This window comes from Vibrio sp. A11 (assembly GCF_013048705.1).
Classification (GTDB): Bacteria; Pseudomonadota; Gammaproteobacteria; order Enterobacterales; family Vibrionaceae; genus Vibrio; species Vibrio metschnikovii.
The window spans coordinates 13,551-40,201 of record NZ_VHSI01000001.1 but is presented as its reverse complement, the minus strand read 5'-3'; the positions used below and the strand labels follow the sequence as shown (position 1 = coordinate 40,201).

The 26,651-nt window shown below is 44.8% G+C and carries 21 protein-coding genes; 11 read left to right on the top strand and 10 right to left on the bottom strand.

Translation table 11 applies throughout. From position 1 onward, the window contains the following. Positions 1–62 precede the first annotated feature (62 nt). The 4 genes from FKQ60_RS00185 to FKQ60_RS00170 all read right to left on the bottom strand — a co-directional run bounded on the left by FKQ60_RS00185 (position 63) and on the right by FKQ60_RS00170 (position 5,791). Positions 63–1,181 (bottom strand): lipocalin-like domain-containing protein, encoded by a 1,119-nt coding sequence (locus FKQ60_RS00185; RefSeq protein WP_170905830.1) that lies wholly within the window; start codon positions 1,179–1,181, stop codon positions 63–65. Next, positions 1,178–3,637, bottom strand: coding sequence for an FtsX-like permease family protein (locus FKQ60_RS00180; RefSeq protein ID WP_170905829.1), 2,460 nt, complete (start codon positions 3,635–3,637; stop codon positions 1,178–1,180). The genes FKQ60_RS00185 and FKQ60_RS00180 overlap by 4 nt, the downstream gene beginning before the upstream one ends. Next, positions 3,618–4,289, bottom strand: a complete 672-nt coding sequence (locus FKQ60_RS00175) for an ABC transporter ATP-binding protein (RefSeq protein WP_004395380.1) — start codon at positions 4,287–4,289, stop codon at positions 3,618–3,620. The genes FKQ60_RS00180 and FKQ60_RS00175 overlap by 20 nt, the downstream gene beginning before the upstream one ends. Positions 4,290–4,414: 125 nt before the next feature. Next, positions 4,415–5,791, bottom strand: coding sequence for an MATE family efflux transporter (locus FKQ60_RS00170; protein WP_170905828.1), 1,377 nt, complete (start codon positions 5,789–5,791; stop codon positions 4,415–4,417). 181 nt (positions 5,792–5,972) lie between these two features. Between FKQ60_RS00170 and FKQ60_RS00165 the strand changes: the two genes are divergently transcribed. The 3 genes from FKQ60_RS00165 to FKQ60_RS00155 all read left to right on the top strand — a co-directional run bounded on the left by FKQ60_RS00165 (position 5,973) and on the right by FKQ60_RS00155 (position 9,315). After that, positions 5,973–7,400, top strand: coding sequence for a DUF2867 domain-containing protein (locus tag FKQ60_RS00165; RefSeq protein WP_170905827.1), 1,428 nt, complete (start codon positions 5,973–5,975; stop codon positions 7,398–7,400). A 161-nt stretch (positions 7,401–7,561) separates the two neighbouring features. Then, complete coding sequence (locus tag FKQ60_RS00160) at positions 7,562–8,476, top strand: triacylglycerol lipase (protein WP_170905960.1); 915 nt, start codon at positions 7,562–7,564, stop codon at positions 8,474–8,476. Next, the gene (locus tag FKQ60_RS00155) at positions 8,476–9,315 is read left to right on the top strand and encodes a lipase secretion chaperone (protein WP_170905826.1); all 840 of its coding nucleotides are present in this window, start codon (positions 8,476–8,478) and stop codon (positions 9,313–9,315) included. Before FKQ60_RS00160 ends, FKQ60_RS00155 begins: the two co-directional genes overlap by 1 nt. 204 nt (positions 9,316–9,519) lie before the next feature. On the opposite strand, the gene FKQ60_RS00150 is transcribed toward FKQ60_RS00155, so the two are convergent. The 3 genes from FKQ60_RS00150 to rsuA all read right to left on the bottom strand — a co-directional run bounded on the left by FKQ60_RS00150 (position 9,520) and on the right by rsuA (position 12,268). Next, on the bottom strand, positions 9,520–10,179 hold the full coding sequence (locus FKQ60_RS00150) for a DUF2913 family protein (protein ID WP_170905825.1): 660 nt from the start codon (positions 10,177–10,179) through the stop codon (positions 9,520–9,522). Beyond that, positions 10,179–11,387 carry a Bcr/CflA family multidrug efflux MFS transporter gene (locus FKQ60_RS00145; protein WP_004395386.1) on the bottom strand — a complete coding sequence of 403 codons (1,209 nt, stop codon included), beginning with the start codon at positions 11,385–11,387 and terminating at the stop codon, positions 10,179–10,181. Before FKQ60_RS00145 ends, FKQ60_RS00150 begins: the two co-directional genes overlap by 1 nt. Positions 11,388–11,572: 185 nt before the next feature. Further along, positions 11,573–12,268: a 16S rRNA pseudouridine(516) synthase RsuA gene (gene rsuA, locus FKQ60_RS00140; RefSeq protein WP_170905824.1), complete on the bottom strand. Its 696-nt coding sequence runs from the start codon at positions 12,266–12,268 to the stop codon at positions 11,573–11,575. Positions 12,269–12,354: 86 nt separating this feature from the next. Between rsuA and FKQ60_RS00135 the strand changes: the two genes are divergently transcribed. Further along, positions 12,355–14,094: a DEAD/DEAH box helicase gene (locus FKQ60_RS00135; RefSeq protein WP_170905823.1), complete on the top strand. Its 1,740-nt coding sequence runs from the start codon at positions 12,355–12,357 to the stop codon at positions 14,092–14,094. Between the two features lie 179 nt (positions 14,095–14,273). Further along, positions 14,274–14,552 (top strand): 50S ribosomal protein L25, encoded by a 279-nt coding sequence (rplY, locus tag FKQ60_RS00130; protein ID WP_154168340.1) that lies wholly within the window; start codon positions 14,274–14,276, stop codon positions 14,550–14,552. A gap of 168 nt (positions 14,553–14,720) precedes the next feature. Here rplY and FKQ60_RS00125 read toward each other — a convergent pair whose 3' ends face one another. Further along, positions 14,721–16,373, bottom strand: coding sequence for a methyl-accepting chemotaxis protein (locus FKQ60_RS00125; RefSeq protein WP_170905822.1), 1,653 nt, complete (start codon positions 16,371–16,373; stop codon positions 14,721–14,723). A gap of 484 nt (positions 16,374–16,857) precedes the next feature. Here FKQ60_RS00125 and FKQ60_RS00120 point away from each other — a divergent pair, with 484 nt between their 5' ends. Then, on the top strand, positions 16,858–18,495 hold the full coding sequence (locus FKQ60_RS00120; RefSeq protein ID WP_170905821.1) for a methyl-accepting chemotaxis protein: 1,638 nt from the start codon (positions 16,858–16,860) through the stop codon (positions 18,493–18,495). A 124-nt stretch (positions 18,496–18,619) separates the two neighbouring features. Here the strand turns inward: FKQ60_RS00120 and FKQ60_RS00115 are convergent, their stop codons facing one another. Beyond that, positions 18,620–19,273 (bottom strand): HAD family hydrolase, encoded by a 654-nt coding sequence (locus FKQ60_RS00115; RefSeq protein ID WP_170905820.1) that lies wholly within the window; start codon positions 19,271–19,273, stop codon positions 18,620–18,622. 157 nt (positions 19,274–19,430) lie between these two features. On the opposite strand from FKQ60_RS00115, the gene FKQ60_RS00110 reads away from it, so the two are divergent. The 4 genes from FKQ60_RS00110 to FKQ60_RS00095 all read left to right on the top strand — a co-directional run bounded on the left by FKQ60_RS00110 (position 19,431) and on the right by FKQ60_RS00095 (position 24,389). After that, positions 19,431–20,348, top strand: coding sequence for a LysR substrate-binding domain-containing protein (locus FKQ60_RS00110; protein ID WP_170905819.1), 918 nt, complete (start codon positions 19,431–19,433; stop codon positions 20,346–20,348). A 119-nt stretch (positions 20,349–20,467) separates the two neighbouring features. Continuing rightward, complete coding sequence (locus FKQ60_RS00105) at positions 20,468–21,487, top strand: putative 2-aminoethylphosphonate ABC transporter substrate-binding protein (protein WP_170905818.1); 1,020 nt, start codon at positions 20,468–20,470, stop codon at positions 21,485–21,487. Between the two features lie 99 nt (positions 21,488–21,586). After that, the gene (locus tag FKQ60_RS00100; RefSeq protein WP_154168350.1) at positions 21,587–22,654 is read left to right on the top strand and encodes a putative 2-aminoethylphosphonate ABC transporter ATP-binding protein; all 1,068 of its coding nucleotides are present in this window, start codon (positions 21,587–21,589) and stop codon (positions 22,652–22,654) included. Positions 22,655–22,676: 22 nt separating this feature from the next. After that, the gene (locus tag FKQ60_RS00095; RefSeq protein ID WP_170905817.1) at positions 22,677–24,389 is read left to right on the top strand and encodes a putative 2-aminoethylphosphonate ABC transporter permease subunit; all 1,713 of its coding nucleotides are present in this window, start codon (positions 22,677–22,679) and stop codon (positions 24,387–24,389) included. Between the two features lie 79 nt (positions 24,390–24,468). Here FKQ60_RS00095 and FKQ60_RS00090 read toward each other — a convergent pair whose 3' ends face one another. Next, positions 24,469–26,073 (bottom strand): NAD(P)/FAD-dependent oxidoreductase, encoded by a 1,605-nt coding sequence (locus tag FKQ60_RS00090; protein ID WP_170905816.1) that lies wholly within the window; start codon positions 26,071–26,073, stop codon positions 24,469–24,471. Between the two features lie 225 nt (positions 26,074–26,298). On the opposite strand from FKQ60_RS00090, the gene fdxA reads away from it, so the two are divergent. After that, positions 26,299–26,622: a ferredoxin FdxA gene (fdxA, locus tag FKQ60_RS00085; protein ID WP_154168352.1), complete on the top strand. Its 324-nt coding sequence runs from the start codon at positions 26,299–26,301 to the stop codon at positions 26,620–26,622. Positions 26,623–26,651 lie beyond the last annotated feature (29 nt).

The window sequence follows — 26,651 nt, the reverse complement described above, 5'->3', positions numbered from 1 at the left end:
GTAGAAAGAAGCCACCAACGCTGCCCGAAGGATTAGGCCAAAATACACGGGCTACGATCAAACTAATAACCCGTCAGCTGCATAAAACCACGAGCAGAATGCGAGCCTTGAGAATGAATGGGCCCTTGCCAATAAGGCTGGGTGAAGTCTAACCACAGATTAGGATTCAGTGGGCTCAAGGTAATATCGATATTTTCTTTAGCGATCACGACCTGCCATTGCAAAGGTAACGTTTTTCCATTGGCAAGTTTGACTGATGGCAGTGGTATCATCTTGATTTCTTGCTCAGTCAAATGAGTCACCTTTCCATCTTTACTCGCCAAGGTGCCATAAATATGAGGTCTTTGATGCAGGTAGCGATGTCGAGTGACACTCAACGTTCGCTGTTGATCAAGGTGTAATACAAACCAATCTAAACCTTGCTGCTCTTGGCCTATCAGGCGGCTGCCCCACTCTTTACTTATCCATGCCTGGCCACGTACGGCTATCGGTTGTGTATAAGGCGTTAAACGTAATGTACCTTGAATAGAGACAAATGGCGCATATACCGAGTAAGAAGCCAGTGATGAATGATGATTTTGTCGCAGCTGAAACCCTTGTTCGCCCGGTAAAATATAAGGACCTTTAGGTGTCATATGCATCGCCAATTGAAAATTATCGGTGGCAATATCTAACTGACTCGGCAATGGCCCCGCACTTAATGATCGCCAATGCCAGTTATCGATCCACATCCGAAATGGCGGTGTTGTCACATCGGCTTGACCAATCCCCCCTCGAGCAATACGCTGTTCTTTCCAAACTTGATAAGCATTGGCTACCGCAACATGCGATAAAAATAGTTGCGAATTTTGCCAGCCGACGCCTTGCTCAGAATCATTGGCCAACTTAAAGAAATTCCATACTATCCCGTATTCTTGGCCCTGTTCATCTTGCACATTAGCGAATACATGCCACCACTCATGTTGATAGTGAGGATGCAGAGCAAAATCTTGGGGTAGGCGTACGGGATTATCGGGAGAGGCATCAGCAAACGCCTGTTGCCCATCGATAGAATAAGTAACAGGTGACAAACGATCAGCCGATAAAGTCAGAAAATAAGTCACACCTAGCCAGATCAATAAACAAAGCGCGACCAAAAAGATCGCCACCAACCATCGCTTGTAGCTCATGATCTTGCTCATAATGCATCCCTTAATGATTTAATCGCCGACTGACGAACTAAACGCATCACTGGAAGCGCCCCAGAAATAATCAGCGCCAGCATCGATAACATAGCCGTTTTCGCATAAGCGGCTGGCATCAGTTGTAACTCAATACTCCATCCAAATGAGTAACGGATCACCACATCAATCACCAGTGTTGCTAATGCCAAACCAAGCGGCAAGGCAATCAATAAGGAAATCAACCCAAAAACCAATAGCTGTAACGCACCAATCACCACTAACTCTTTACCTGATACACCCAAACAACGCAAAAGGGAGATATGCCGCTGACGAGAGACCTCTCCCGCTAAGGTTGCAAAGAATATCCCACACACTGCAATAAACAGCGTAATGTTACTTAAGCTATCAGCGATAGCAAACGTGCGATCAAATACCTGCATGGCTTGATGATGAATAGAACGGTTATCAAATACACGCTCAGAATTAAGACGAAAGACACTATTTAAGCGGGTCAGTAATGCTTCCCCTTCCGTTACCTGATCAGCGTTAAGCGTCACCGCTAAAGAGACATTGCCGCTACTCATAAAACCGTGCAACCAACTTTGGTGAGACATCATGACTTGATGGTAGGGATTCCCATAATCATAATACACCCCGACCACTAACCAATGTTGTCCTAAAGGCATCGATAAATCGATATAGTCACCCGGACGAATGCCAAGCCGTAACGCCATTGATTCGCTAATCATTACGCTGCGGGATTGATGAAGAAGATACCAGTAATCGGGAACACCAACTTTAATGGTTAATGATTGCCGCTCACCTTCAGAATCACCTGTACTCACCATTTGGATCATACCTTTGTCACTGGCGAGATCTTTTTCCCAACGATGCCAGACTTCTTGCACTTCAGGTTGTTGAGTCAGCCATTGTGTCATCCGTGCTGCCGAACTATTGGTTGGATAAAGATAAATATCCGCGGCTAATCGTTGATTCAACCATTTATCCGTGGTGTCTCTAAAACTGCCGACCATGGTTTCTACACCAATATTCGCCGTCATCGCCAACATGAACGCCATGGTCGCAACGCCTCGATAACTCATGCTGGCAGCGGCATCCGCAAAAAACCAACGTATTTTTACGCCACGTAAAGTATAAGAAAAACTGACAAACAGTTTCCAAATAAAATAAGGCGTTAACAACGCGGCGCTGAGGAGCATTAAGGTAATGATCACAAATCCAGAGGTTTGACTTTTCGGTGCTTGATAAATCGCGATGGCTGAGACGAGCAAGCCACAAGCCACTAATCCTTGAAAGGTAAATTCTGAGCCAGCAAAACGAACCATCGACAAACGTGTGGTTAACCGGATCGGTTGAGACTTGAGCAGACGAATTAACGGCCAAGCACAAGACGCTAATGCAGCGCAAGTAGCCATCAGTAAACTATAGCTACTCCAGCGCCAGCTCCACCCAACGGAAAGTCCTACGTTTGCATCATACAAATTGCTTAAGCTAGCAGATACCGAGGGTAATAATTGGTTGGCCAAAACTAACCCCAAAACGTTACCACATGCCCAACTGATTAAAATCAAACCGATCAATTCTATCGATAGCGCTTGCGCTAATTGCCAACCAGAAACTCCGGTTTGTCGTAAGATCCCCACTAATGGCTGACGCTGAATTAACGATAACGACATGGCTTGATAGAAAATAAACATACCGACTAAAAAAGACAGCATACCCAGTGCAGTTAAGTTCATATGAAAAGCTTGGGTGAGAGACTCTAACTCACTACGCGTGGTACGTACTAACGCCATTCCACTGGGTAAGCTATCGGTTAATCTTTGCAATTTCTCTTTTGGCATATCACCGCAAGCAATCACCGATAACCCAGAGCTTTGACGAATACTACGCACCAATGAAAGGTCGGCAACGACTCGTGTACCATGAATCAACCCATTGGTATCAATCAATAGTGGGCCAAGTAGGCTGCCATCTTGTAATGAAATGTAGTCGCCATTATTCCAACCTTGTAACGTTGCAAAGCCATCACTGACTAAAATCGGATGTGGCGATTTAAATAAGGCTAACGTACTGATTTCACTTAATGACTGACGATTATTAAGAGGGAGCATCGCTACCGGATCAATCCCTAAAAGCGAAAACTCCGTCCCAGTTATCGTGGTTAAGCGATAATGATCAATAGGCACACATTGATGGAAACCTTCTCGACGTAACTGAACGTAAAAACCTTGAGGAATTTTATTAGCAATATGTTTCGGTCGAATGCGATAAGGAAGAGGATTGGCAAACAGTTTTTCACCATGCTGATAGCTTTGTTTTGCATGATGATTAATCGCCGTCACACCAACTAATAAAGAAACACTGAGTGTTAAACCCAGCCAGACGAGAAAAATTTGTAACGGGTAGCGACGATAATGCCCAAGTAACGCTTTAACTACGGGCAATAACATGCAACCTTCCTCCTTGTAAGCGAATACAACCTTCCATGTGCTGCGCCACTTTTTCACTGTGAGTGACTAACAATAAGGTACATTGTAACTGACGACTCAATGAAGTCAGTAAGCGCATCACTGCTTCAGCATTGCGTTCATCAAGGCTACCGGTTGGCTCATCCGCTAGAAGAATTTTGGGTTCCATATACAAAGCACGAGCAATTGCCGCTCGTTGCTGTTGACCACCCGACACTTCTTCAGGATAACGACCTAAAAGCGGCATTAAATCTAACGAGGAGAGAATTTGTCTCAATAAACCTTGGTCTTCGGGCAAACCTTTGAGTTGCCGACAGAAGCGGATATTATCGGCGACATTTAAAGTCGGCAACAGGTTAAACTGTTGGAATATATGACCAATATTATTACGCCGAAAGGCGGTGCGTTTATGCTCTGATGTACTGTGCATCGCAAAGCCGGGAAACCAAATCTCCCCCGAGTCAACACTATCTAAACCAGCGATCAAATTGAGTAAGGTGCTTTTGCCAGAGCCACTCTCCCCCATTAATGCCAACTGATCACCTTGATTTAACGTCAACTCTGCACCTTGCAACACAGGGTGGAACTCATCACCATCCACAAAACCTTTGCTCAGGTCTATCAGCTGTAACATTAAACCGCTCACACCATTGCTTAAAATTAGGATTGAGAATCTACACTAAATCCCTTCGGGTAGGAAGTATTTTGGCTGTAGATCACAGAATATAAACATAATTGCACCAACTTGTTGTTATGTGTCTAATTTCCTATCAAATTCCGCATCCATTTTTTACTGATCATTCGCCATAATGAGCCGACCCATTTGATCAATTCTTCGACTAAAAACAACAAATAAATCCACTCAGGTTTAACGTTAAAATAGATAGCGGCAATCGCCGCCAGAGGGATACCGATAATCCACTGCGCGACCACATCCTGTCCAAGACAAAACTTGACATCGCCTCCAGCACGAAGGACTCCGACAATCACTGTCATGGGTACTGAACGCAAGACAATACCAAGGCTTAAAATCACAATGAATTTTTCTGCTAACTGACGAGTTTCTGCGGTCAGAGCACTAAACGCATTTAAGATAGGGATCTGCACAATAAACAGAACCATAGCAACCAGTATCCCAGACAGCAGACTCAGCACCGTAACACCAATGGCTTGGTAATAAACCGCATCATACTGCTTAGCGCCTAACTGATTGCCGATCAGTACTGCGGCCGCATTAGACATACCAATTAGAAAACTCAAAGAAATCGATTCAACAGGCGTCATGACGGATAAGGCAGCCAGCCCCTGCACTCCACTTTGGCCCATGATGGCGTGGTAAACAAATAACCCCCCAGCCCATGCTAAAAAGTTAAACGTCGTCGGGAGTGATAAGCGTAGAAATCGTTCAATGGTTTGCCAGACCATAACCGCTTTTACATCAAGTAGTCCAAAAGCTAATAGATGCTTTTTCCAATATAAGTAACCATACAAACAGCCCACTTCAAGAAAACCACTGAGTAACGTTGCAATCGCTGCGCCTTGAATGCCGAGTGCTGGAAAGCCTAATTTGCCGAAAATTAGCACCCAGTTCAAAAATACGTTGGCCAGAATCCCAATACTACTGAAAAAAGTACTAATGCCTGGCTTATGCATCGCACGTAGGCCGACCGCCATACTACTGACACAGGCAACCGCTAACATGCTAAAAGAGGTAATAACGAGATATTGACTGCCCAGTTGATTAACGAGAGCCGAATCGGTGGTCAATGCCATAATTTGCTGTGGAAAAAATAAAAATAAACCCACCGTTAATACCGCAAACAACATCGACACCAACCAAGTTAAGGCGGTACTTTCTCTCACCCCCTGTTTATTCGCTGCTCCCCAATATTGAGCGGTTAATAGTGCCCCACCTGTCGTTACTCCTACGAGCATAATTGTGGTCACGAACGTAGCTCTTGCCGCCACACCAACCGCCGCAATTTCTGCCTCACCGAGCTGCCCCAGCATCAACACATCCACTAGCCCGCGGCTAGAAAACATAATGCTTTGTAAAGTAATCGGCAAAGCAATCGCTATCAAGCGACGCAAAAAGTCACCTTTGGTGTAATATATCACTTGTGAAACAACGGACAACGGAGCACCTCAATGGCAAACATTAACGAGAAAAAGGCATCTTGAGTCGCATCAATACCAATCGCCGGGCCGTTTCATCGAGATTACTGGACCAAATGATATCGCTACAACGTCAAGTTAGAAGGCTGAATAGTGGCTGAAGATTATACGCTCAAGCCTTAGCCTATCCCAAGGAATAAAAATGAAAAAAGTATTAGTATTAGGTGCTTCAGGTTACGTCGGCTCTCAGCTTATCCCTTTATTACTTGAACAAGGTTATCAAGTCACCGCGGCGGCTCGGCAAGTCGATTATTTTACCGATCGCACTCCTAAACATAAAAATCTGACCATTATTTACCTTGATTTAGCCGATCAACAGCAGACTTGTCACTGGGTCAAACAAGCGGACTTAGTCTACTTTTTAGTGCACGGCATGGCCCATGGCGGTGATTTTATCGACTACGAATTATCCCTAGCGAGTAACATGCGCGAAGCTTTACAACACAGCCAAGTCAAACACGTCATTTATCTTAGTGCTTTACAACCACCATCCGGCCATTCTGACCATTTAGCCGCTCGACAAAAAACTGGCGAAATTTTACGTCAAAGCAAAGTTCCCGTAACCGAATTAAGAGCAGGAGTGATCATCGGCCCTGGCTCAGCGGCTTTCGAGATCATGCGCGATTTTGTTTATAATTTACCCATTCTGATCACACCGCGATGGGTCGATTCAAAAGCCAACCCGATTGCTTTAGCTAATCTTAACCATTATCTGTTAGCGCTTGCTAAGGAAACCCCCGAACAACATCAACAATTTGAAGCGGGTGGCCCCGATACCCTCACCTACCGTGAACAATTTGAAGTGATTTGCCGATTAGCCAATAAACCCTTTCGGCTTTGGTCTACTGGTTTACTCACTCCTCGAATGGCCTCTTACTGGCTTGGATTAGTGACCTCGGTTCCGTCGAGTATCGGACGCGCATTGTTAGATGGCCTTGCCCATGATTTTATTGCCAATAACGATGCGCTTCAGCAACGTTATCCACAAACAATGATTGGTTATTACGATGCGGTAAAGTCCACCATCGAACAAGAGGGTACCTTTGTACGCAGTAATGTCTGGGGCTTTGACCCCGGCGCAATGCAGCGTTGGCAACCGGGGTTTGGATTTTATCCTAAGTATACCGGCGCAACCATAACCACCGATGCCAGTGCAGAACAGCTCTGGAAAGTCGTCAAAACCATGGGCCAACGCGATCAAGGCTATTTTTTTGCTAATTCGTTGTGGCGAACACGTGAATGGCTCGATGTGTTATTTGGTGGAGGAAAACCGGTTCGACGCAGCCCACCAGGAACCGAGTTACAAGTGGGCGATTTTATCGACTCATGGAAGGTGATTCGCTGCCAACCGCCGCGCTTTTTGTCTTTATTGTTTGGCATGAAAGGGCCTGGCTTAGGGCGTCTGGAGTTTGCCATTAAAGATCTTGGTGAACAACGTGAACTGACTATTACCGCATGGTGGCATCCACAAGGGTTTCGAGGCCTTCTTTATTGGTTTGTGATGATGCCTGCGCACCTATTTATTTTCAAAGGTATGGTCAGAGCGATCGTGAAAAAAACCAAAAAATGAACCCGTGGGTGTCACTGACCGACGGATGAGTTACCCCGGTCACAATCACGGCGAAAACCCTCGACAGTGCGTAGAATTGACACTATTTTACATTGATAATATCAATGCCAACTTATAATAAATAACACAAGGGTATCAATGTGAACGTCATATATCGATGGATAAGCCTACTCTGTATCGGATTAATATCCTTTCACACACCAGCGACATTCGCCAATAGTGGCTATACCGAAACCCGCTACCCATTGGTACTGGTCCATGGCATCTTCGGTTTTGATAGTATCGCCAAAATAGATTACTTCTATGGCATTCCTCATGCACTCAGTAAAGATGGTGCTACCGTATTTACTGCGCAAGTCGCAGCCGCTAACCGCTCAGAAGTACGCGGCGAGCAACTATTGGCACAAGTTGAAACCATTCTAGCCCTAACCGGCAAAGAGAAAGTCAATCTTATCGGTCACAGTCAAGGCAGTCCAACCGCTCGTTATGTCGCCTCAGTGCGTCCTGATCTGGTTGCTTCGGTAACTAGCGTTGGTGGTGTTAACTGGGGATCGCGAGTCGCTGATATTGTGAGAAATACCGTACCAGAAGACTCGATTTCTGAGGCCTTAGCCGTCAAAATCACCAATAGTTTTGTCACTTTGATCAACGTACTCTCCGGTGGCAAGGGGCTAGAACAAGATGCCTTAGCGGCGCTCGATACCTTAACCACGGAAGGCTCATTGGCTTTTAACCGTCATTATCCAGAAGGCCTTCCGACAACCTATTGTGGGCAAGGTGAAGCGATCGCCAGTAATGGTGTTCATTATTTTTCTTGGACTGGTTCATCGGCCATTACTAACTTGCTTGACCCCACCGACATCCCTATCGGAGTTTTAAGCCTTGCTTTTGATGAACCCAATGATGGCTTGGTCTCTGTCTGCAGTAGCCATCTTGGTCAAGTCATTGGTACCCACTATAAAATGAATCATCTCGATGAAGTCAATGGGCTTTTAGGCATTCGCCATCTTTTTGAGGTTTCACCCGTTACTCTTTATCGTCAACATGCCAATCGTTTGCAACAACTTGGACTGTAATGATGCGTTATAAACCCATGATGGTTGCCCTAGCACTCGGAGTATTGATAGTGACATTGTCACTAATATGGTTGCATGATGATCAACCCGTGACCGCCCAACCACCGAGTGTACTGAAAAGTGACGTTGATCTTTCCTCCCCTCGCGATTTCTTGAATTATCTGGTATCAGAAATGGATCAGATCGATGTTAACTTATTAAAACAACAATTTGCGCATTATATTGATGAAAAAATCAGCTTTGATGAGCCTTTGTTTCATCAATTAATCGACTATCACCACGCTCTCGATAAGTTAAGCTTTTCATCACTGAACGGACTCGCTGCAGATTGGCAACGTCTGCATGACAAAATCGTTCATCTTCAAGGCGTTCATTTTTCTACCGATCAGCAATCTTTATTTACTGAAGAAAATCGTATTCGACAGCTCGCGATTGATAAACAAAAACTGTTTGAAATCTATCCACAACAAAAAGCGCAACGCTTATGGGATGAGCAGATAAACCAACAACCGGATTACATTCAACGTAATGAACATAATGATCGTTTATTAAAAGCGGTTCTCACATTAGATGAGCAAGACCCACAAGACCACTACCTAGCTTTAAAAGAATGGGTAGATGAAGAAACCATTCAACGTCTTAATCACCTTGGGCAATCAAGACAGCAGTTTGATCAACAGTGGCAGCATTATGTTGAGCAAAGAAAAGTAATTGTTAAACGTTTAGCCGATCATCCTGATCAGCAACAAACACAGTTAGACGAGCTACGTCGTCGCACGTTTTCCGAACAAGATTTACGACGTGTACAAAGTTTAGAACGCATTCACTTTGATCAATAAGCACTGTGATCAATAAGCACTTTGGTCAATGAGATAGTGTAAGTAAGGGGTCGAATGAGTCACTCACCATTGCGGACAATAATTATCGGATTGAAGTGAGCAAACATCATCAACAACTGATGTAGATTCAAAGAGGAAACATTACTTTTATACTTATCAGAGCCACGATAAATCGTCGCTCTGATTTAGGCTAACACGGTGAAATTAAGGGGCTTGAAAAGACAGGGGAATTTCCGCTAATTGGGTCCCTTGATTATCTGGAAAAATCACATATTCGCCATGGTATTTGACGTTTGATTTGTAATCAGTGCGTTTATGAAGCATAAATCCTGCTGCCGCAGCTTTCTCGACAAATCCGGCATGGTGACCACGCACAAACCAGTTCATGGGTTTTATCAAGGCTTCGCCATCAAAACAATCATCACACTGCCTTGAGCAAAGCGCGAAAGAGTTTTGCCCTTCGATAAATATTTGTACTTTACCACAATCAACTAATGGTTCAGAGGTTGAGACTTCCCATCCGGCTTGTTCCATTTCGTCCAAAAAGGCATCTATTTTCTTATCCGTTAAGTGATTATCAGCATGCTCATTGAAAAACTGGGCGTAATACGCCGAAATACGTCGAAATTGCAACCACAATCCTGATTGATTCCCCTTCGAACGCCCCGCTTTTTGCCAAACGGTTAAATCATCGCGTACACAGCGGTCAAAACGCTGACTTTTTAAAGATTTGCTCACCCAATGCACTAAAAAATGATTATTTGCCACGGGAGCATTCGCCAACTTTCCAGCAACGTGTTCTTGTGCTAACTCTTCTAACGCGCTGTTCACCAGCTTCTGAATTTCTAAATAATACTTCGCCACTATGCGTTTCTTCCCAATGTCCAATAAAAACCCGCAGACAGCACGGAACATGCTGACATCACTAAAATCATTGGCCAAGTCACATCGCTTGGCATTGAGGCAACCACGGCACCAATCACCGAGCCGGTACCAAAGCGCAATGTACCGGACAAAGAAGAAGCCGTACCAGCGATTCGAGGATAACCGCTCAATAATAGCCCCATCGCATTACTGCCAATGGTTGAAATGGTGCCAATAAACAACACCACAAAAGGAACGGTTCCCCATAATCCCCAATCAAGTGCCCAACCGACAAATAAACCAACGCCCGCCAATAACTGAATAAATAATCCAAAGCGCAACATGGCATGCGAACCAACGCGTCGCACAAATCGACCATTAATGCTGGTCATCGCGATCATCGCAATAATATTGAGCGCAAACAGATAACCAAACTGGTTTGGTGTCACACCATAAATGTCAATATAAACAAAAGATCCTGCGGTCAAAAAGGCAAACATTCCCGAAAATGAAAAAGCTCCAGCGAAAATCAGCCCCATCGCCTGACCATTACGGCATAATTGCGCATAGTTTTTCATGGTGTTCATAAATCGCAATGGTTGACGATTTTCTATTGCCAGTGTCTCAGGCACTTTCCAAAGTACCATCGCCATCACGACCACAGCAAAGATAGCCAACACCCAAAAAATGGAACGCCAACCAAACCAAACGGCTAAATGCCCACCAATCAATGGCGCAACTAACGGCGCGAGTGTAACCACTAAGGTGACAAAAGACATTGCACGAGCAAAGTCTTCTCGATCAAACATATCGCGCACAACCGCCTGAATCACTACCGCGGCAGCTGCGCCTGCAAACCCTTGAGCGGCACGAATATAAGTTAATGCCTCGATACCATGTGTCGTGGCACTAAAAACCGAAGCCACCGCAAATAAAAACACCCCTGACAACATCACCGGACGACGACCATAACTGTCCGCTAACGGGCCGTGTAATAATTGTCCAATCGCAAAACCTGCAGTATAAGCCGTTAACGTTAATTGCACGGAACCGGCAGTAGTACCTAAATCTTTCGCGATAGCGGGCATTGCAGGTAAATACATGTCGATAGCGAGTGGGGTTAACGCCCCGATAGCGCCCAACACAATAAACAGCAAAAAGCCAAGGCTAGAAGCATCATATTTAGCGGGGGCAGTATTGGAAGTCATAAGTCTCCGTTTTATCAATGAATATGATTTAACTCTGGTCGATAGCCTATCGACTCAATCGCTGATGTTGCCGATCAGCAACCCATTTCTTTATTCCGAGGGCTTAGGATAAGCGTTCGCTACGAAGCCGATTGTATGTTCAAATATAAGGAAACTCGATGGCCGTGTTTCCTAAGGTTGAGCGATCAGTTCCAGACAGAAGCGATTTCCGATTCGGTCAAATAACGAGATTCTCCCGGCTCAAGGCCAGGGTCCAAAACAATATCGCCCACACGTTCACGATGTAACCCAACCACCTTATTACCAAGGGCAGCAAACATGCGCTTAACTTGATGATATTTACCTTCGTGAATGGTCAACAAAACCTGTTGTTGATCTATGATTTCTAGCTGAGCAGGTCGGGTTAGATCTCGCTCACCGCGTAACTCAATTCCCTTCGCGAACTGCTCAGTATACTCGGCGGTAATAGGATCCGCGAGCCAGACACGGTAGGTTTTTTCACAGTGGTGTTTAGGTGAAGTCACTCGATGTGACCACTGCCCATCATCAGTGATTAACACGAGCCCTGTCGTATCAACGTCCAAGCGCCCAGCAAAATGCAAGTCCCGTTGGTTAGCCTCATCCAATAACACAAATGCCGTTTGGTTGAAGCTGTCTTCATGAGAACAAACATAACCTTGAGGCTTATGCAGCATAATATAACGAGGGCCACTTAAGGTCAGCGCTCTGCCTTGCCACTCAACCTGGGATAACTCGGTAACTTGACATGAACCACTTTTACGAACAATACCATCGACCGTTACATCGCCACTTTTTAAAAGTTGAGTCGACTCTTTACGTGTGGTGCCGAGCGCATTACACAAAAATTTATCTAAACGCATGAATACCTCATCTGCTTTAAGTCAGGTATTATACAAGCCTCACTCAAAATAGTTGAACTATTTCACATAATTAATCCCTTGCCTTTATGTATACCTTACGACCTTATCAAGCAGATTCAGTCAAAGCCGTGATTCATTACTTTCGTCAGCACAGTACCCCTGCGGTGATTGTCCTCCCTACCGGTGCAGGAAAAAGCTTAGTGATTGCTGAATTAGCACGTTTAGCCAAAGGACGAGTATTAGTTCTTGCTCATGTGAAAGAACTGGTGGAACAAAACCATGCCAAATATGAAGGCTATGGACTCACTGGCGGAATATTTTCTGCCGGACTAGGACGAAAAGAGAGCGAACATGCGGTGGTGTTTGCTTCCGTACAGTCTGTGGTACGAAATTTATCGACTTTTCAACAGCCATTTTCGTTATTAGTGATTGATGAATGTCACCGAGTCCCCGACGATAAAGACAGCAGCTATCAAAAAGTCATTAGCCACTTATTGACCCTCAACCCTAAGATGAAGGTGCTCGGTTTAACCGCAACCCCTTATCGACTAGGCATGGGATGGATCTATCAGTATCACACTCGTGGACTCGTGCGCAGTGAAGAGCCACGTTTTTTCAAAGACTGTATCTTTGAATTACCGATCCACTACTTGTTGGATGAAGGTTTCTTAACTCCAGCGCGTCTGATTGACGCACCTATCCTCAGCTACGATTTCTCTCAGTTAAGCCCAACGACTAGCGGACGATACAAAGAATCTGAACTCGATCTGGTTATCGAGCAATCCAAACGCGCAACACCACAAATCGTTCAACAAATTATTCAGTTAGCACACAACAAGCAAGGAGTGATGATTTTTGCGGCTACGGTTCGCCACGCCCAAGAAATCCTCGGTTTACTGCCTGAACAGCAATCCGCCTTAGTGATTGGCGATACCTCATCACAAGATCGCGACCGGATTATCCAACGTTTTAAACAGCAAGAGATCAAATTTTTGGTCAATGTCTCAGTATTAACCACCGGTTTTGATGCTCCACATGTCGATTTGATTGCTATTTTAAGGCCTACCGAGTCGGTGAGCTTATACCAACAAATCGTCGGTCGAGGTTTACGTCTCGCGCCGGGAAAAACCGAATGTTTGGTGCTTGATTATGCAGGTAATCAGTATGATCTGTATCAACCCGAAGTCGGCGATCCAAAACCCGACTCCAACAGTGAAATCATTACTATTCCTTGTCCTGCTTGTGGCTTTAATAATAACTTTTGGGGCAAACTGGATGCTAACGGCTTTCTTCTCGAACACTATGGGCGGCGATGCCAAGGCTATTTTGAAGATAAAGAGACTGCAGAGCGCGAACATTGCGGCTACCGTTTTCGTGCTAAATATTGCAATCAATGCGGAGCCGATAACGATATCGCCGCGCGAATTTGTCACGAATGCCAAGCGACGCTAGTGGATCCAGATAAAAAGCTTAAAGAGGCATTAAGCTTAAAAGATGCATTAGTGTTCGAGTGTCTCACCATGACATTCAGCGTTCATAAAGATAGCAAAGGAAAAAACCATCTTCGTGTGACTTATCTTGGTGAGAATAACGCCCAAGTGCACGAGTTTTGGTCTCTCACAACCCCAAAACAGAAAGCTATCTTTAAACAGCGTTTCGTTCGCCCCCATCTGGCCGATAAACATCGGCCATTTGACGCCGCATCACCGAGTAAAGTCGTCGATCATCAGCACCGTTTTCGACCACCGCAATTCGTTATCGCACGAAAAAATGGCCGATTTTGGGCACTGAGGGAGAAAATTTTTGCCGATGAGCTCAGTGATTAACCAAGCTGATTATTGCCTACTATGAAGCCATCATTTTTATTGCTCATCCTAACGTAGAATGTTAGTATCCGCGCTCGTTTTGAGAGTGATTATTATCGCTAACGAAGCGCTACGACAGCACAAGGTCGCATTGATGCTGTCACACTTATTATTTTTTTACTAATTTGAGAGTAAATACTATGAAATTCAATGCAGTAGTGCGTACTGAACTAGGTAAAGGTGCGAGCCGCCGCCTACGTCACACTGGTCTATTCCCAGCTATCGTTTACGGTGGTGAAGCAGCGCCAGTATCTATCGCTCTAAAACACGATGACATCATCAACCAAATGGATAAGCCAGAGTTCTACGAAGCGATTACTCTAGTTATCGACGGTGCTGAAGTTAAAGTTAAGCCTCAAGACGTTCAACGTCACGTGTTCAAGCCAAAAGTTGAGCACATGGACTTCATCCGTATCTAATTCCCTACCAAGGAATTTGTTGGATCAAATCCAACCTTTTGCATAAATAAGATTTTTTGGCCTTACCATCCAAACCATCTAAAAATTAGAAACCCCGATGCTACCAACATCGGGGTTTCGCCGTTTTAAGGGCTTTCTTTTAAAGCAATGCCCTCATGGTTTATCGCGTTAGCGGTTGTGCGAAATATTAAAGTAAGCGACCTCTTTTTTAAGCTCGTTAGCTAAACGATTTAACTCGTGCCCTGCATTTTCATTGACTGCCATCAATTGGATCGACTCACTCGACATGGATGAGATTTGTCCCATCGCTGAAACCACTTCACCAACCACAGCCACTTGATCATCCGTCGCTGAAACCACTTCTCGAATACGATGAAGCGTATCTTTGGCTTGTTTTTCTATATTAATCAGTAGATCGCTGGCTTGCGCGGTTTTTTGATTACCCTCTTCGACCTGAGGCTGTGTCGCTTGCATGGCTTTAACACTGATCGCCGTTTGAGACTGAACTTCACTGATCAATGATTCAATCTGCGAAGTCGCTTCCCCGGTACGCTTGGCTAATTGACGAACTTCATCAGCAACCACGGCAAAGCCGCGACCAGATTCTCCGGCTCGTGCTGCTTCAATCGCAGCATTCAACGCGAGGAGATTGGTTTGTTCTGAAATACCACTGATCACATTTAATATTCCACCAATATCTTTGGTCTTCGCTTCAAGTAACTTGACCTGTTCAACCGTTGAGTTGACCGTAAGAGCGATTTTTTCCATTTGTTTAGCGACCGAGAATACTAGCTCACGTCCTTGATGCGCATTATCTGTCGTTATGACTGAATTCGTTTCAGTTTGTCTAGCAATATCCGCGATTTGATCAATCGTATGACGCATATCTTCTAATCGTGAAAGCGTATCTGCGGTTAAACTTGATTGCTGCTTGGCCGAACTCAAAACTCGACTCGACCCATCAGAGACCTCTGAAACTTGACCAACAATCTTGGTTGAAGCTTGAACAATATTACTGACGATAGCCGTTAAGGTTAATGACATACCTGACAATGAATCTAAAATACTGTCTTTCGCTCGTTGTCCATAGCTGTGGGTTAAATCCCCTTTTGATAAGCGTTTGATCGCCTGCTGCGCTTCATAAGGTTCGCCTCCCAATGATTGGCGAAAGCTTCTCTCAATGACGATAGCGACGAGTAATGAAATCACGATCGCCACTCCCGATAGCAACAGCATTAAGTTTTGAAAACCACTTGCTTGTTCACGAGCCGCGGGCGTCATCTGCTGATTCAACTCTTCTTGATAGTCAATAAACTGGTTGATGCTATTCAACCATTCAACAAATGCCGGTCGAACCTGATCAAGGAGCGCTACATTCGCATTAATGTCTCTTTTCTTATCACTGATGATCGATTGCACCATGGGTAAGGTTTTTTGCTGGATTTGATCAATACTGCGTAAGATAGCCTGCTCTTTCGGCGTAAATATCACGCCACTGGTGATCATTTTTTGCATGTTATTTTCAGAGTCTTGATAAAAACGCGCTAAGTTTTTTATTTCATTTTCTAGGGCGTTGAGTTCCGCATTATTTCGTGCAATGGCGACATCTCTAATCGCAATAGCGCGATCATGCACGCTACCTCGATAGTTAATCGCATAACGCTGTTTGAGTGAGTTGACATCGGTAATTTGTGACAAGGTATCGTCAATTAAGTTTACTTTCTGAATACCGAGTATCGTCAATAACAACATTAAACACACTAAAATGCCAAAGCCCAGTGCAAGTCGCGTTTTCACTTTCCATTGAGACATAAAGTCCATGGCTTCCTCCAAAAATAAGTATCAATAAATTATTAGTATTTCTTGTTATTAAGCTTGCTGATATTTAATGCAAAAAATAGGCTAAATGGGGTCAATACACCGATGTATCACACGTTCAGACAAAACAGTTTTTACTGTGTCGTACGCCGAATCAGCGCTGAACAGGTTGTACGTAACGCAAACTAAAAAGACCACTTTAGTCTGATTAGGTATAGTGAAATAAACACAGCAGCGCTAATCGAATCTACGTATTAATTTGATAGGAAAAAGTGATAATTAACCGCTCAGTTTTCTACTATGCACTTCAACTTATCATCAAAGTGAGTGATTGCACTCGATACTTATTGATTGAACGCTCAATTTTCAAACATTCTGTAACATCGTCGTCATCTAAAAGAGAAATAATCCAGCGTATTCTCGGTATTTTACTACTCAAACACGGCAGTGATAGCGAGAGAGCCTCTTTCTAACGGTGGTTATCATTATGTTTAAATTAAACCAGTTCAACATTAGTACTCGCTTATTTTGCTTAAGCGCCTTACCCATCATCAGCTTACTGGTCGCACTTGGACTTTCATTTGAGGCCGCTCAGGAAAAAGACCGGCAATTCACGCGGCTTTATCAACAGCATCTACTGCCACTGAGTGATATTTTGGCGACCCACTCTTTACTGAGACAAGAAGGTTTAGATGACTTAAGACGCTATCGCACCGGCTGGGCAAGTCAAAAAGATACCGTAGAAAAAATAGAACAGTTAATAAACCAAGTGGAAACCCACTGGACAGCTTATCAACGGACGCAAAGTGGTGTGCTCGACCCATTACGTCAACAAGCGGATGAGCAATTGCAAAAAGCTATCGAACTTTATCAGCAGTGGATATCACGGGCGGGTAGCGATGCAATAACTATCCGAATTCTCAACGAATCAACGTTTGGTAATGAAATTAATCAAGTATTGGTTCCGCTCGGTGACACACTGAATCAATTAGTTAACCAACAAATTAGTAAAGCCGATGACGTTCAACAAGAAGCAATGATCTTGACGACTAGAATGATGCATTTTTACCTATTTGGCGGAGCCGCTTGGATTATCTTGCTCATGGTATTCGGCTGGTTGATCCAACGCTCTATTCAGCAGCCATTACGCCAATTACGTAATAGTATTCAATACCTTGCTCATTCTTCTAATCTAACAACACAAGTAACGGTGCAAGGAAAAGACGAAGTCGCACAAACAGCACAAGCGCTCAATACGATGGTTAATAATTTCTGTCACTTGATCATAGAAATTGAAAATAAAAGTGTCGATTTACACCAAAATGCTCAACGTATGCTCACGGTAAGCGAAATGGTTGAGGACAAAGCAAATACGCAAAGCCGACAAACCACAAGCGTCACAAAAGCGATGGATGAAATGGAGCAAACCATTCATGCAGTCGGTGAACACACACAATACGCGCAAACCGTGATTGCCCAAGCGGAAGCATTGAGTTCGCAAGGAACGAATACCGTACAAAAAGCCAGTGCTGGAATAAAAAGCTTAGCGAAATCGATTGATGACTCAGCACAAATCATTCGTCATCTGCATAAAGAATCTACCGAAATATCCCAAGTATTAACCGTCATCCAGACCATTGCTGAACAAACGAATTTATTGGCTCTCAATGCTGCGATTGAAGCGGCACGAGCGGGCGAAGCAGGTCGAGGATTTGCTGTCGTCGCTGATGAAGTTCGTAATTTATCTGGCAATACTGAACAAGCTACCCGTTCGATTAACGATGTACTTTCTCGATTACAAAAGGGCGCTAATGACGCAGTCACGGCGATGCAATCGGCAAACCAACAAGCTTTAGCCAGTGTTGAATTTTCTGAACATTCTGAACAGGTTCTTAAACATATTCGTCAAGCCTTTGAAGAGGTTGCTCTGGTTAACCAATCGATCACTACGGCTAGTCATCAACAAGCCAGTGTCGCGAAGCAGACTAAAAGTATTATTTATCAGCTCGGTCAAGAAACTCATGGGCTAGAACAACAAGCAACACAGGCAAGAACAGTCAGTGAGCGATTAAGCGATGCTTCTCAACAGCTTGGGGGGAAAGTACAGCATTTTACCACCGTATAGGTACTCTGGGTGGAGCTCTTGACACTTTGGCCTTGATTCGCAAAGACTAAATAGTAATGCCCTCAAGTACAATATCGTACTTGAGGGCCGAAAAAGATCGGTTGATTGATAATGCCTGCAACGACTAAAAATGCATGATCGGCCAATCAGACACTAAAGCTCGCGCTTTAAGCTGTTGGTTTGGATTGGTCGCCACTGGATGGCTGGCAAACTCAAGCATGGCAATATCATTATGTGAATCACTGTAGGCATAACAATCACTAGCACTGATGCCCTGTTCGGCCAACCAACGATTAATTACCGCCACTTTTCCTTCCCGATAACTCAACGGGGTTCGCGCCTGTCCGGTAATAAACCCTTGCTGTGTCTCTATCTCAATACCAATCGCGGCATCAATCGCTAATAACTGCTGCCAAGGGCGCACCAAAAAATCCTCACTGGCTGAAACGATCACGACTCGACGTCCAGCTTGTTGATGCTCTCTGATCAATTGTTGCGCCATCGGATATAACTGCTTGAATAAATGCTGCTGCACAAATGCTTCCGCTGTCTGACTGACTTGCTGATACTCCTTACCGACAAGAGGAGCAAGGGTGAGCTTTAAATAGTCATGCATATCCAGTATACCATGATCGTATTCAGCCATCATTTGCGCATGCTGATGATGCAATGCACTCTCTTTCTTCAGCCAACCTATCTCCGACATGTAATGCCACCACTGTGCTGAGCTATCAGTGGCAATCAATGTGTGGTCTAAATCAAACAGAGCCAGTTCCATATTTTTTCCTAATTAAGAATCCTTAATATAGGATGCCAAGCCAAAATGCGTTTGTATAGCGAGTCTAGCTCGGTCTTAGCCCTATATTTACTAATACCTGTCATGGAAGCTTCATCTTTCTTCTTTATGGTTAAACCACATCCCATTGGAGTTAATCATGAGTCAGTTACCCCCTCTGAATGCGTTACGTGCATTTGAAGCCTCAGCTCGTTTAGGCAGTTTTACCAAAGCGGCCGATGAACTCAATGTCACGCAAGCTGCGGTCAGCCAGCAAGTAAAAATTTTAGAACATCATCTCAAAGCCACATTGTTTATTCGTGAGGCGAAAGGCATTCGACTGACGGATGCGGGACAAAGTTATCAACCCGTATTAAGCCAAGTTTTTCACTCATTACGAATCGGAACTGAAGACCTGTTTGGTGAGCGAGGAAATAACACATTATCACTGCGTGTATCCAATACATTTGCTGAGCATTTCCTTGCCCCAAGATTGCCGAGTTTTTTAAAAGATTATCCTCGTTTTCGAGTTCGGTTATACACCTCGCCATGGAGCCAGTCTGATCAAAGGAGTCAACCTGATATTGAAATATACAACGGTTATGGTGACTGGGATGGGCGTCAAGTCGAACGGCTAACTCATGAATACTGGCAAGTGGTATGCCGCCCACAAGCCATAAACCATTACGGTAACGTCACTTGTGCCAAACAGTTATTGGATTGGCCACGAGCCGCCATTATTGGTTATCGAGAAACTTGGCTCGATTGGTTTAGTCAACAAGGTATCACTGAGATTGCCGATGCACCTTGCTTAGAGTTCGATACCACTACCCTAGCAATTCAAGCGGTTCGTCACGGTGATATTGCCTTACTGACGCGTAATTTTGTGGTCGCCGATCCTCTTGCTAAAGGTAGCCTCGTGCTGGCGCATCCAGCGAGCATGACAACGACCGGAGGACATTACCTCGTGTGGAAAAAAGGCGATCATCGCCCCAAAGTATTGGCTTTTTGTGATTGGATCCGCCGTGAAGTTGCCAAGCACCATGCAACACAAGCTGATTTATTAGGGCTAACATAAGAAATTCTAAGTCATTTAATACAGCGGCGTAACGGTTTCGTCATCTAACTTGCTTAACGTATTCATAATAAAGTCCACCAAGAATATTCACTCAACAAATACGTTATTAGGAGTTAACCATGTCAGCACGACACATTTTGGCCAAAGGAATACTCGCTCTCTCGGCAAGTTTTTCTTTTATGCTTTACGCAACAGAACTGACCGTCTACACCGCCATTGAATCAGATGATTTACGTAAATACGCCGAGCGTTTCAACCAAGCTCATCCAGACATTAAAATTAACTGGGTACGCGATTCAACGGGCGTGATTACAGCTCGTCTATTGGCAGAAAAAAACAATCCTCGTGCCGATGTGGTTTGGGGACTGGCGGCAACCAGCCTAATGTTGCTGCAAGATGAAGGGATGCTACTGCCTTACTCACCTAAAGGTGTCGAAAAACTGTCGCCTAAATTTAAAGACAGCGCTCAACCCACTCATTGGGTCGGTATGGATGCTTGGATGGCAGCCATTTGTTTTAATACTATTGAAGCGAAAAAACACAATTTGCCGATGCCAATATCGTGGCAAGACCTTACTAAACCGGTCTATCGCGGTCATATCGTGATGCCAAATCCAGCCTCTTCAGGAACCGGCTATTTAGACGTTTCTTCTTGGTTACAGCTGTTTGGCGAACAACAAGGCTGGGCGTTTATGGATAAGTTACACGCTAACATCAAAAATTATACCCATTCCGGATCTCGTCCTTGTGTCCATGCCGCTACCGGAGAAACCGCTATCGGTATTTCTTTTGCCTTTCGCGGCGCACGTGAAAAACAACGTGGTGCGCCCCTTGAGCTGATTTTCCCAACCGAAGGTGTCGGCTGGGATATGGAAGCGACCGCGATCATCGCGGGGACAAAGCAACAACAAGCGGCTCAAACACTGGTTGATTGGTCAATCAGTCAGTCGGCGATGGAAATGTACAACGAAGGATACGCCATTGTTGCCATGCCCGGTATTGCTAAGCCCGTCCAATATTTCCCAACCAATGCAGAAAGCCTACTGATTGATAATAACTTCCAATTTGCAGCGGCTAATCGTGAGCGGATTTTACGCGAATGGGAACGTCGTTACGACGCTAAATCTGAAGCCAAATAATCGAAATAATGGGTAACCAGTTTCTGATTTGTCGCAAATAGCAGAGACTGGTTGCCGCCTCTTTACCCCTTTTATCCCAGCTTAGTTAAGGAGAACATCATGCGATGCCAAGGCAGCCAACTGGTTCTTGAAAATATCAATAAATGGTTTGGTGAAACTCAAGTGCTAAATAACATTCACTTAACTATCCAACCTGGAGAGTTGATCTGTTTTTTAGGTCCTTCTGGGTGCGGAAAAACGACTTTATTGCGAATTATCGCCGGATTAGAGCAACAAAATAGCGGGACGTTATTACAAGGCCAACGTGACATCAGCACACTGGCTGTCAAAGAACGTGATTTTGGGATTGTCTTTCAATCTTACGCGCTGTTTCCCAACATGAGCTTGTTCGATAACATTGCGTTTGGCCTACGTTGCCAAGGCGCAGAAAGTCGTTTAATTAAACAACGTGTCAATGAGTTACTCGACTTGGTTGAACTCTCCGAACATGCCCATAAATTTCCCGCACAAATCTCCGGAGGTCAACAGCAACGTGTCGCTCTTGCGCGAGCGTTAGCACCTGCGCCGGGTTTACTACTACTGGATGAACCATTATCCGCCTTAGATGCTAAAGTCCGTGCCCATTTACGTCATGAAATTCGCAGTTTACAAAAACGCTTAGGCGTAACAACGATTATGGTCACTCATGATCAAGAGGAAGCCTTAGCCATGGCGGATCGTATCGTGGTCATGAACCACGGTGTCATTGAACAAATTGGCACCCCAGAGCAAATTTATAACCAACCCGCCAGTGCTTTTGTTGCCCATTTCATCGGTCAAATGAATTTCATGACACCGACACAAGAGAGTCAAATCCATCAACTTAGCGCGGTGCAACAAGCTTTGGCAACGCATAGCCATCCAAACCCAATTGATAAAACCCTACGTATCGCCGTAAGGCCGGAGCACGTTTCCCTCGTTGCAACTCATGAAAGTCATATTCAAGCACAAATCAATCATATCGAATTTATGGGGGCTTTTTTACGCTGTAGTTTAGTGATCGAGGGCATTTCAGAAGCGCTTTATGCAGATATCACTATCGGACTTGCTCAGAGGTTACAACTGCGTACTGGCGATTATGTGGGCGTATCATTACAGGCAAACAGCATTCACTGCTTTGCGGCATAGAAGTTAAACAAAGGAAAGCACCATGTTATCAACTAGGATGTCGCCGTCCAGATTCTCTTTCGCTTGGCCTCAAGAATGGCGAATCAGCGAGCGCTTTTGGCTAACCTGTTTATTAGCGGTCGGTCTATTATTTTTGAGTATCGTTTTATTGGGGCCATTATACGCGCTCTTTAGCCGCAGCCTAATGAATGCACAAGGCGAGTTTGTTGGGCTCGCTAATTTCGCAGCTTATATTTCATCGGGCGGCATCACTACCGCGGCTTACCATTCGCTTTGGGTGGCGTCGATGAGCACGGTCATCGTGATTTTCTTCAGTTTTATGGCTGCTTACGCTCTCACACGCACTCAATTACCGGGCAGCCATCTGCTGCGTCTTTTGCTAACGATCCCAATTTTAGCCCCTTCATTATTGCCGGCGATCAGCTTAATTTATCTATTTGGTAATCAAGGTATTCTCAAGTTTTTACTCGCCGACCAGACTATTTATGGCCCAATTGGTATTGTCCTTGGTTCGGTCTTTTGGACCTTTCCTCACGCGCTAATGATCCTCTGTACGGCACTTTCTCATGCTGACGCAAGACAATATGAAGCGGCAGCGAGCTTAAAATCCTCACCATGGCGCACCTTTTGGTCTGTCACTGTGCCTTCGGCTCGTTATGGCTTAGTCAGCGCCAGCTTTGTCGTCTTTACTTTAGTGATCACCGACTTCGGCGTGCCCAAAATCATTGGTGGTCAATTTAATGTTTTAGCAACGGACATTTATAAACAAGTGATTGGTCAACAACGATTTGAAATGGGAGCCGTGGTCGGTGTGATCCTGTTACTTCCTGCTCTACTCGCCTTTGCCGCCGACCTTTGGGTGCGCAAAAAACAAGTAGCCAGTTTAAATGCACGTTCAGTCCCTTATCAACCGCCACGTTCATGGCGTAAAAGTCTATTTGGCATCCTGTGTGTGGCACCAAGCGGCTTATTTATCCTGACGATTCTCGGGATGGCAGGGATGGCTTCACTGTTTACTTATTGGCCATACAATTTAGATCTCACTTTCGCCAACTATCAATTTGAACGTTTTGACGCTCATGGCTGGAAACCCTATCAAAACTCGCTGATGATGGCCTCAACGACCATGATTATTGGCACTACGGTCGTCTTTTTTAATGCGTGGTTAGTAGAGCGCACGCCACAACCGGCTTGGTTAGCCAGAATCTATCAGTTTGTGGCGTTACTACCGATGGCAGTACCTGGTTTAGTCTTAGGAATCGCTTATATCTTCTTTTTCAATCATCCAAGTAATCCACTCAATGTCTTTTATGGGGGATTAATGGTGATGGTATTATCAACGGTGGTGCACTTTTATTCGGTCGCACACTTAACGGCGGTAACTTCATTAAAACAATTGGATAATGAGTTTGAAAGCGTTGGCGATTCACTTAAATCGAGTCGGATTCATCTCTTTTCTCGACTCATTTTGCCACTCTCTTTACCCGCGATGTTGGATATTGCGCTGTATCTTTTTGTTAACGCAATGACCACCGTTTCAGCCGTGGTGTTCTTATATGGCCCTCACTCTCGTTTAGCCTCTGTAGTGGTGATGAGCTTAGAAGAAGCGGGCGGAACGGCTCCTGCGGCGGCCATGTCCATGGTGATCTTTTTTACTTGTGTTATCGCTAAACTGATTCACAGCGCGCTGCATTATGGGTTATCTCGCTCCACCAGCCGCTGGCGAAATAAATAAACGTCGAGCATTAATACATCAAAAGCGCCCCGAAGAGCGCTTTTGATGATGCAGTACTGAGGTTATGTCTCGCTGTTCGTTACGCTTTTAACATATCGCGCGCCACCGCCTCAGCAACTTTAATTCCATCAATCCCGGCAGATAAAATACCGCCAGCGTAACCAGCCCCTTCACCCGCAGGATAGAATCCTTGTAAGTTAATGCTTTGGAAATCTTTACCACGTTTGATACAGATAGGCGATGACGTCCGGGTTTCTACGCCAGTTAACAAACCATCATCCGAGGCAAAACCTTTGATTTGGCGATCAAACGCGGGAATGGCTTCACGAATCGCTTCAATAGCAAACGCCGGTAACGCTTTCGATAAATCAGTCAGTTTAATACCGGGAGTAAAAGAAGGCTCAACATCGCCGAGAGCATTTGGCTCACGCCCAGCCAGAAAATCACCTATTGTTTGTGCTGGTGCATCGTAATTGGCACCGCCCAATTGGTAAGCGCCCGACTCCAATTCACGTTGGAAACGAATCCCTGCTAATGGGTCACCAGGATAGTCACGTTCAGGATCAATACCAACAACGATCGCACTATTCGCATTGCGCTCAGCACGAGAATATTGACTCATGCCATTCGTGACCACGCGCCCTTCTTCTGATGTGGCGGCGACCACGGTTCCACCCGGACACATACAGAAGCTGTATACCGTACGACCGTTTTTGCAATGATGAACCAGTTTATAATCGGCAGCGCCCAAAATCGGGTGACCCGCACTTGGGCCAAAACGCGCCTCATCGATCATCGATTGTTTATGTTCAATCCGAAAACCAACCGAAAACGGCTTAGCTTCCATATAAACACCGCGTTGATAAAGCATTTCAAACGTATCACGTGCACTATGACCAACGGCAAGTACAACATGGCGAGAATGCAAGACTTCACCATTGGACAACGTCACACCAGTGATTTTACCCTCTTGTTGATGAATATCATCCACTCGGGTGCTAAAACGAATTTCACCGCCCAGTTCAAGAATCGTCGCGCGCATTTTTTCAATCATGGTCACCAATTTAAAGGTACCAATGTGTGGTTTACTGACGTACATGATCTCTTCTGGTGCACCAGCAGCAACAAACTCGGTGATCACTTTGCGACCATAAAAGTTAGGATCTTTGACTTGACTGTATAGCTTACCATCAGAGAAGGTCCCTGCTCCGCCTTCACCAAACTGAACATTCGATTCAGGGTTTAATGTCCTTTTGCGCCAAAAACCGAACGTATCTTTAGTCCGCTCACGCACTTCTTTTCCACGTTCAACAATGATCGGCTTAAAACCCATTTGTGCTAACACTAAGCCAGCAAATAAGCCACAAGGACCAAAGCCAATCACTACTGGACGCTCAGTCAAATCAGCCGGTGCTTGAGCAACAAATTTATATTCCATATCTGGTGTGATTCGAACATGAAGATCCTCACTCAACGTCGCCAATAACTCAGCTTCGTTCTCGACTTCCACATCTAAAGTGTAAATCAACTGGATATTGTTTTTTTTACGAGCATCATAGCCACGTTTGAACAGAGTAAAAGAGAGCACTTGCTGTGCAGGAATACGCAGTTTTTTGGCAATCGCCTCGCGTAGTTCGCCTTCTTCGTGTGTCAAAGGGAGTCTGATTTCAGTTAAACGTATCATGAAGTGATGTCTCGTATCGGTTGGTGTCTTAGCTAGAGCCATTAAGGCCCGGCTCACAATGGCGCGCATTTTACGAGAATTTGCTTTCTATGTCATACTAAATCCCGATTCAGCAAAGATTTGAGCGCATTGACCGTAACATTCCGTGCAGAGAATGTTGAATTTTGCCTTCGGATCCGTATCATGCCCCTTCTTCGTTTTTGACTGAGTAAAGAGCAACCTGTTATGGCGTTTGTAGTCACCGATAATTGTATACAATGTAAATACACAGATTGTGTGGCGGTATGTCCAGCCGATGCCTTTCACGAAGGACCCAACTTTATGGTCATTAATCCAATTGAGTGCATTGACTGTGGCCTCTGTGTGCCGGAATGTGATGCGCAAGCGATTTTTCAAGAAGATGAATTGCCCGACGATCAAAAGCTATTTATTGAGCTTAATGCCGAGCTGGCGGAAATCTGGCCAACACAAACCGAAGTCAAGCCAGCCATGGATGAAGCAGCTAAATGGAATGGCGTGCCAAATAAGCTCTCAATGCTAGAGAAATAGCCAAGTTACCTGATTTGTCTCTCACAACA

Bases quoted from the DNA above. Each gene is read 5' to 3' on its own strand.
- FKQ60_RS00185 (WP_170905830.1), bottom strand. From the start codon at position 1,181: ATGAGCAAGATCATGAGCTACAAGCGATGGTTGGTGGCGATCTTTTTG.
- FKQ60_RS00180 (WP_170905829.1), bottom strand. From the start codon at position 3,637: ATGTTATTGCCCGTAGTTAAAGCGTTACTTGGGCATTATCGTCGCTAC.
- FKQ60_RS00175 (WP_004395380.1), bottom strand. From the start codon at position 4,289: ATGTTACAGCTGATAGACCTGAGCAAAGGTTTTGTGGATGGTGATGAG.
- FKQ60_RS00165 (WP_170905827.1), top strand. From the start codon at position 5,973: ATGAAAAAAGTATTAGTATTAGGTGCTTCAGGTTACGTCGGCTCTCAG.
- FKQ60_RS00155 (WP_170905826.1), top strand. From the start codon at position 8,476: ATGATGCGTTATAAACCCATGATGGTTGCCCTAGCACTCGGAGTATTG.
- FKQ60_RS00145 (WP_004395386.1), bottom strand. From the start codon at position 11,387: ATGACTTCCAATACTGCCCCCGCTAAATATGATGCTTCTAGCCTTGGC.
- rsuA (WP_170905824.1), bottom strand. From the start codon at position 12,268: ATGCGTTTAGATAAATTTTTGTGTAATGCGCTCGGCACCACACGTAAA.
- FKQ60_RS00135 (WP_170905823.1), top strand. From the start codon at position 12,355: ATGTATACCTTACGACCTTATCAAGCAGATTCAGTCAAAGCCGTGATT.
- rplY (WP_154168340.1), top strand. From the start codon at position 14,274: ATGAAATTCAATGCAGTAGTGCGTACTGAACTAGGTAAAGGTGCGAGC.
- FKQ60_RS00125 (WP_170905822.1), bottom strand. From the start codon at position 16,373: ATGGACTTTATGTCTCAATGGAAAGTGAAAACGCGACTTGCACTGGGC.
- FKQ60_RS00120 (WP_170905821.1), top strand. From the start codon at position 16,858: ATGTTTAAATTAAACCAGTTCAACATTAGTACTCGCTTATTTTGCTTA.
- FKQ60_RS00115 (WP_170905820.1), bottom strand. From the start codon at position 19,273: ATGGAACTGGCTCTGTTTGATTTAGACCACACATTGATTGCCACTGAT.
- FKQ60_RS00110 (WP_170905819.1), top strand. From the start codon at position 19,431: ATGAGTCAGTTACCCCCTCTGAATGCGTTACGTGCATTTGAAGCCTCA.
- FKQ60_RS00105 (WP_170905818.1), top strand. From the start codon at position 20,468: ATGTCAGCACGACACATTTTGGCCAAAGGAATACTCGCTCTCTCGGCA.
- FKQ60_RS00100 (WP_154168350.1), top strand. From the start codon at position 21,587: ATGCGATGCCAAGGCAGCCAACTGGTTCTTGAAAATATCAATAAATGG.
- FKQ60_RS00095 (WP_170905817.1), top strand. From the start codon at position 22,677: ATGTTATCAACTAGGATGTCGCCGTCCAGATTCTCTTTCGCTTGGCCT.
- FKQ60_RS00090 (WP_170905816.1), bottom strand. From the start codon at position 26,073: ATGATACGTTTAACTGAAATCAGACTCCCTTTGACACACGAAGAAGGC.
- fdxA (WP_154168352.1), top strand. From the start codon at position 26,299: ATGGCGTTTGTAGTCACCGATAATTGTATACAATGTAAATACACAGAT.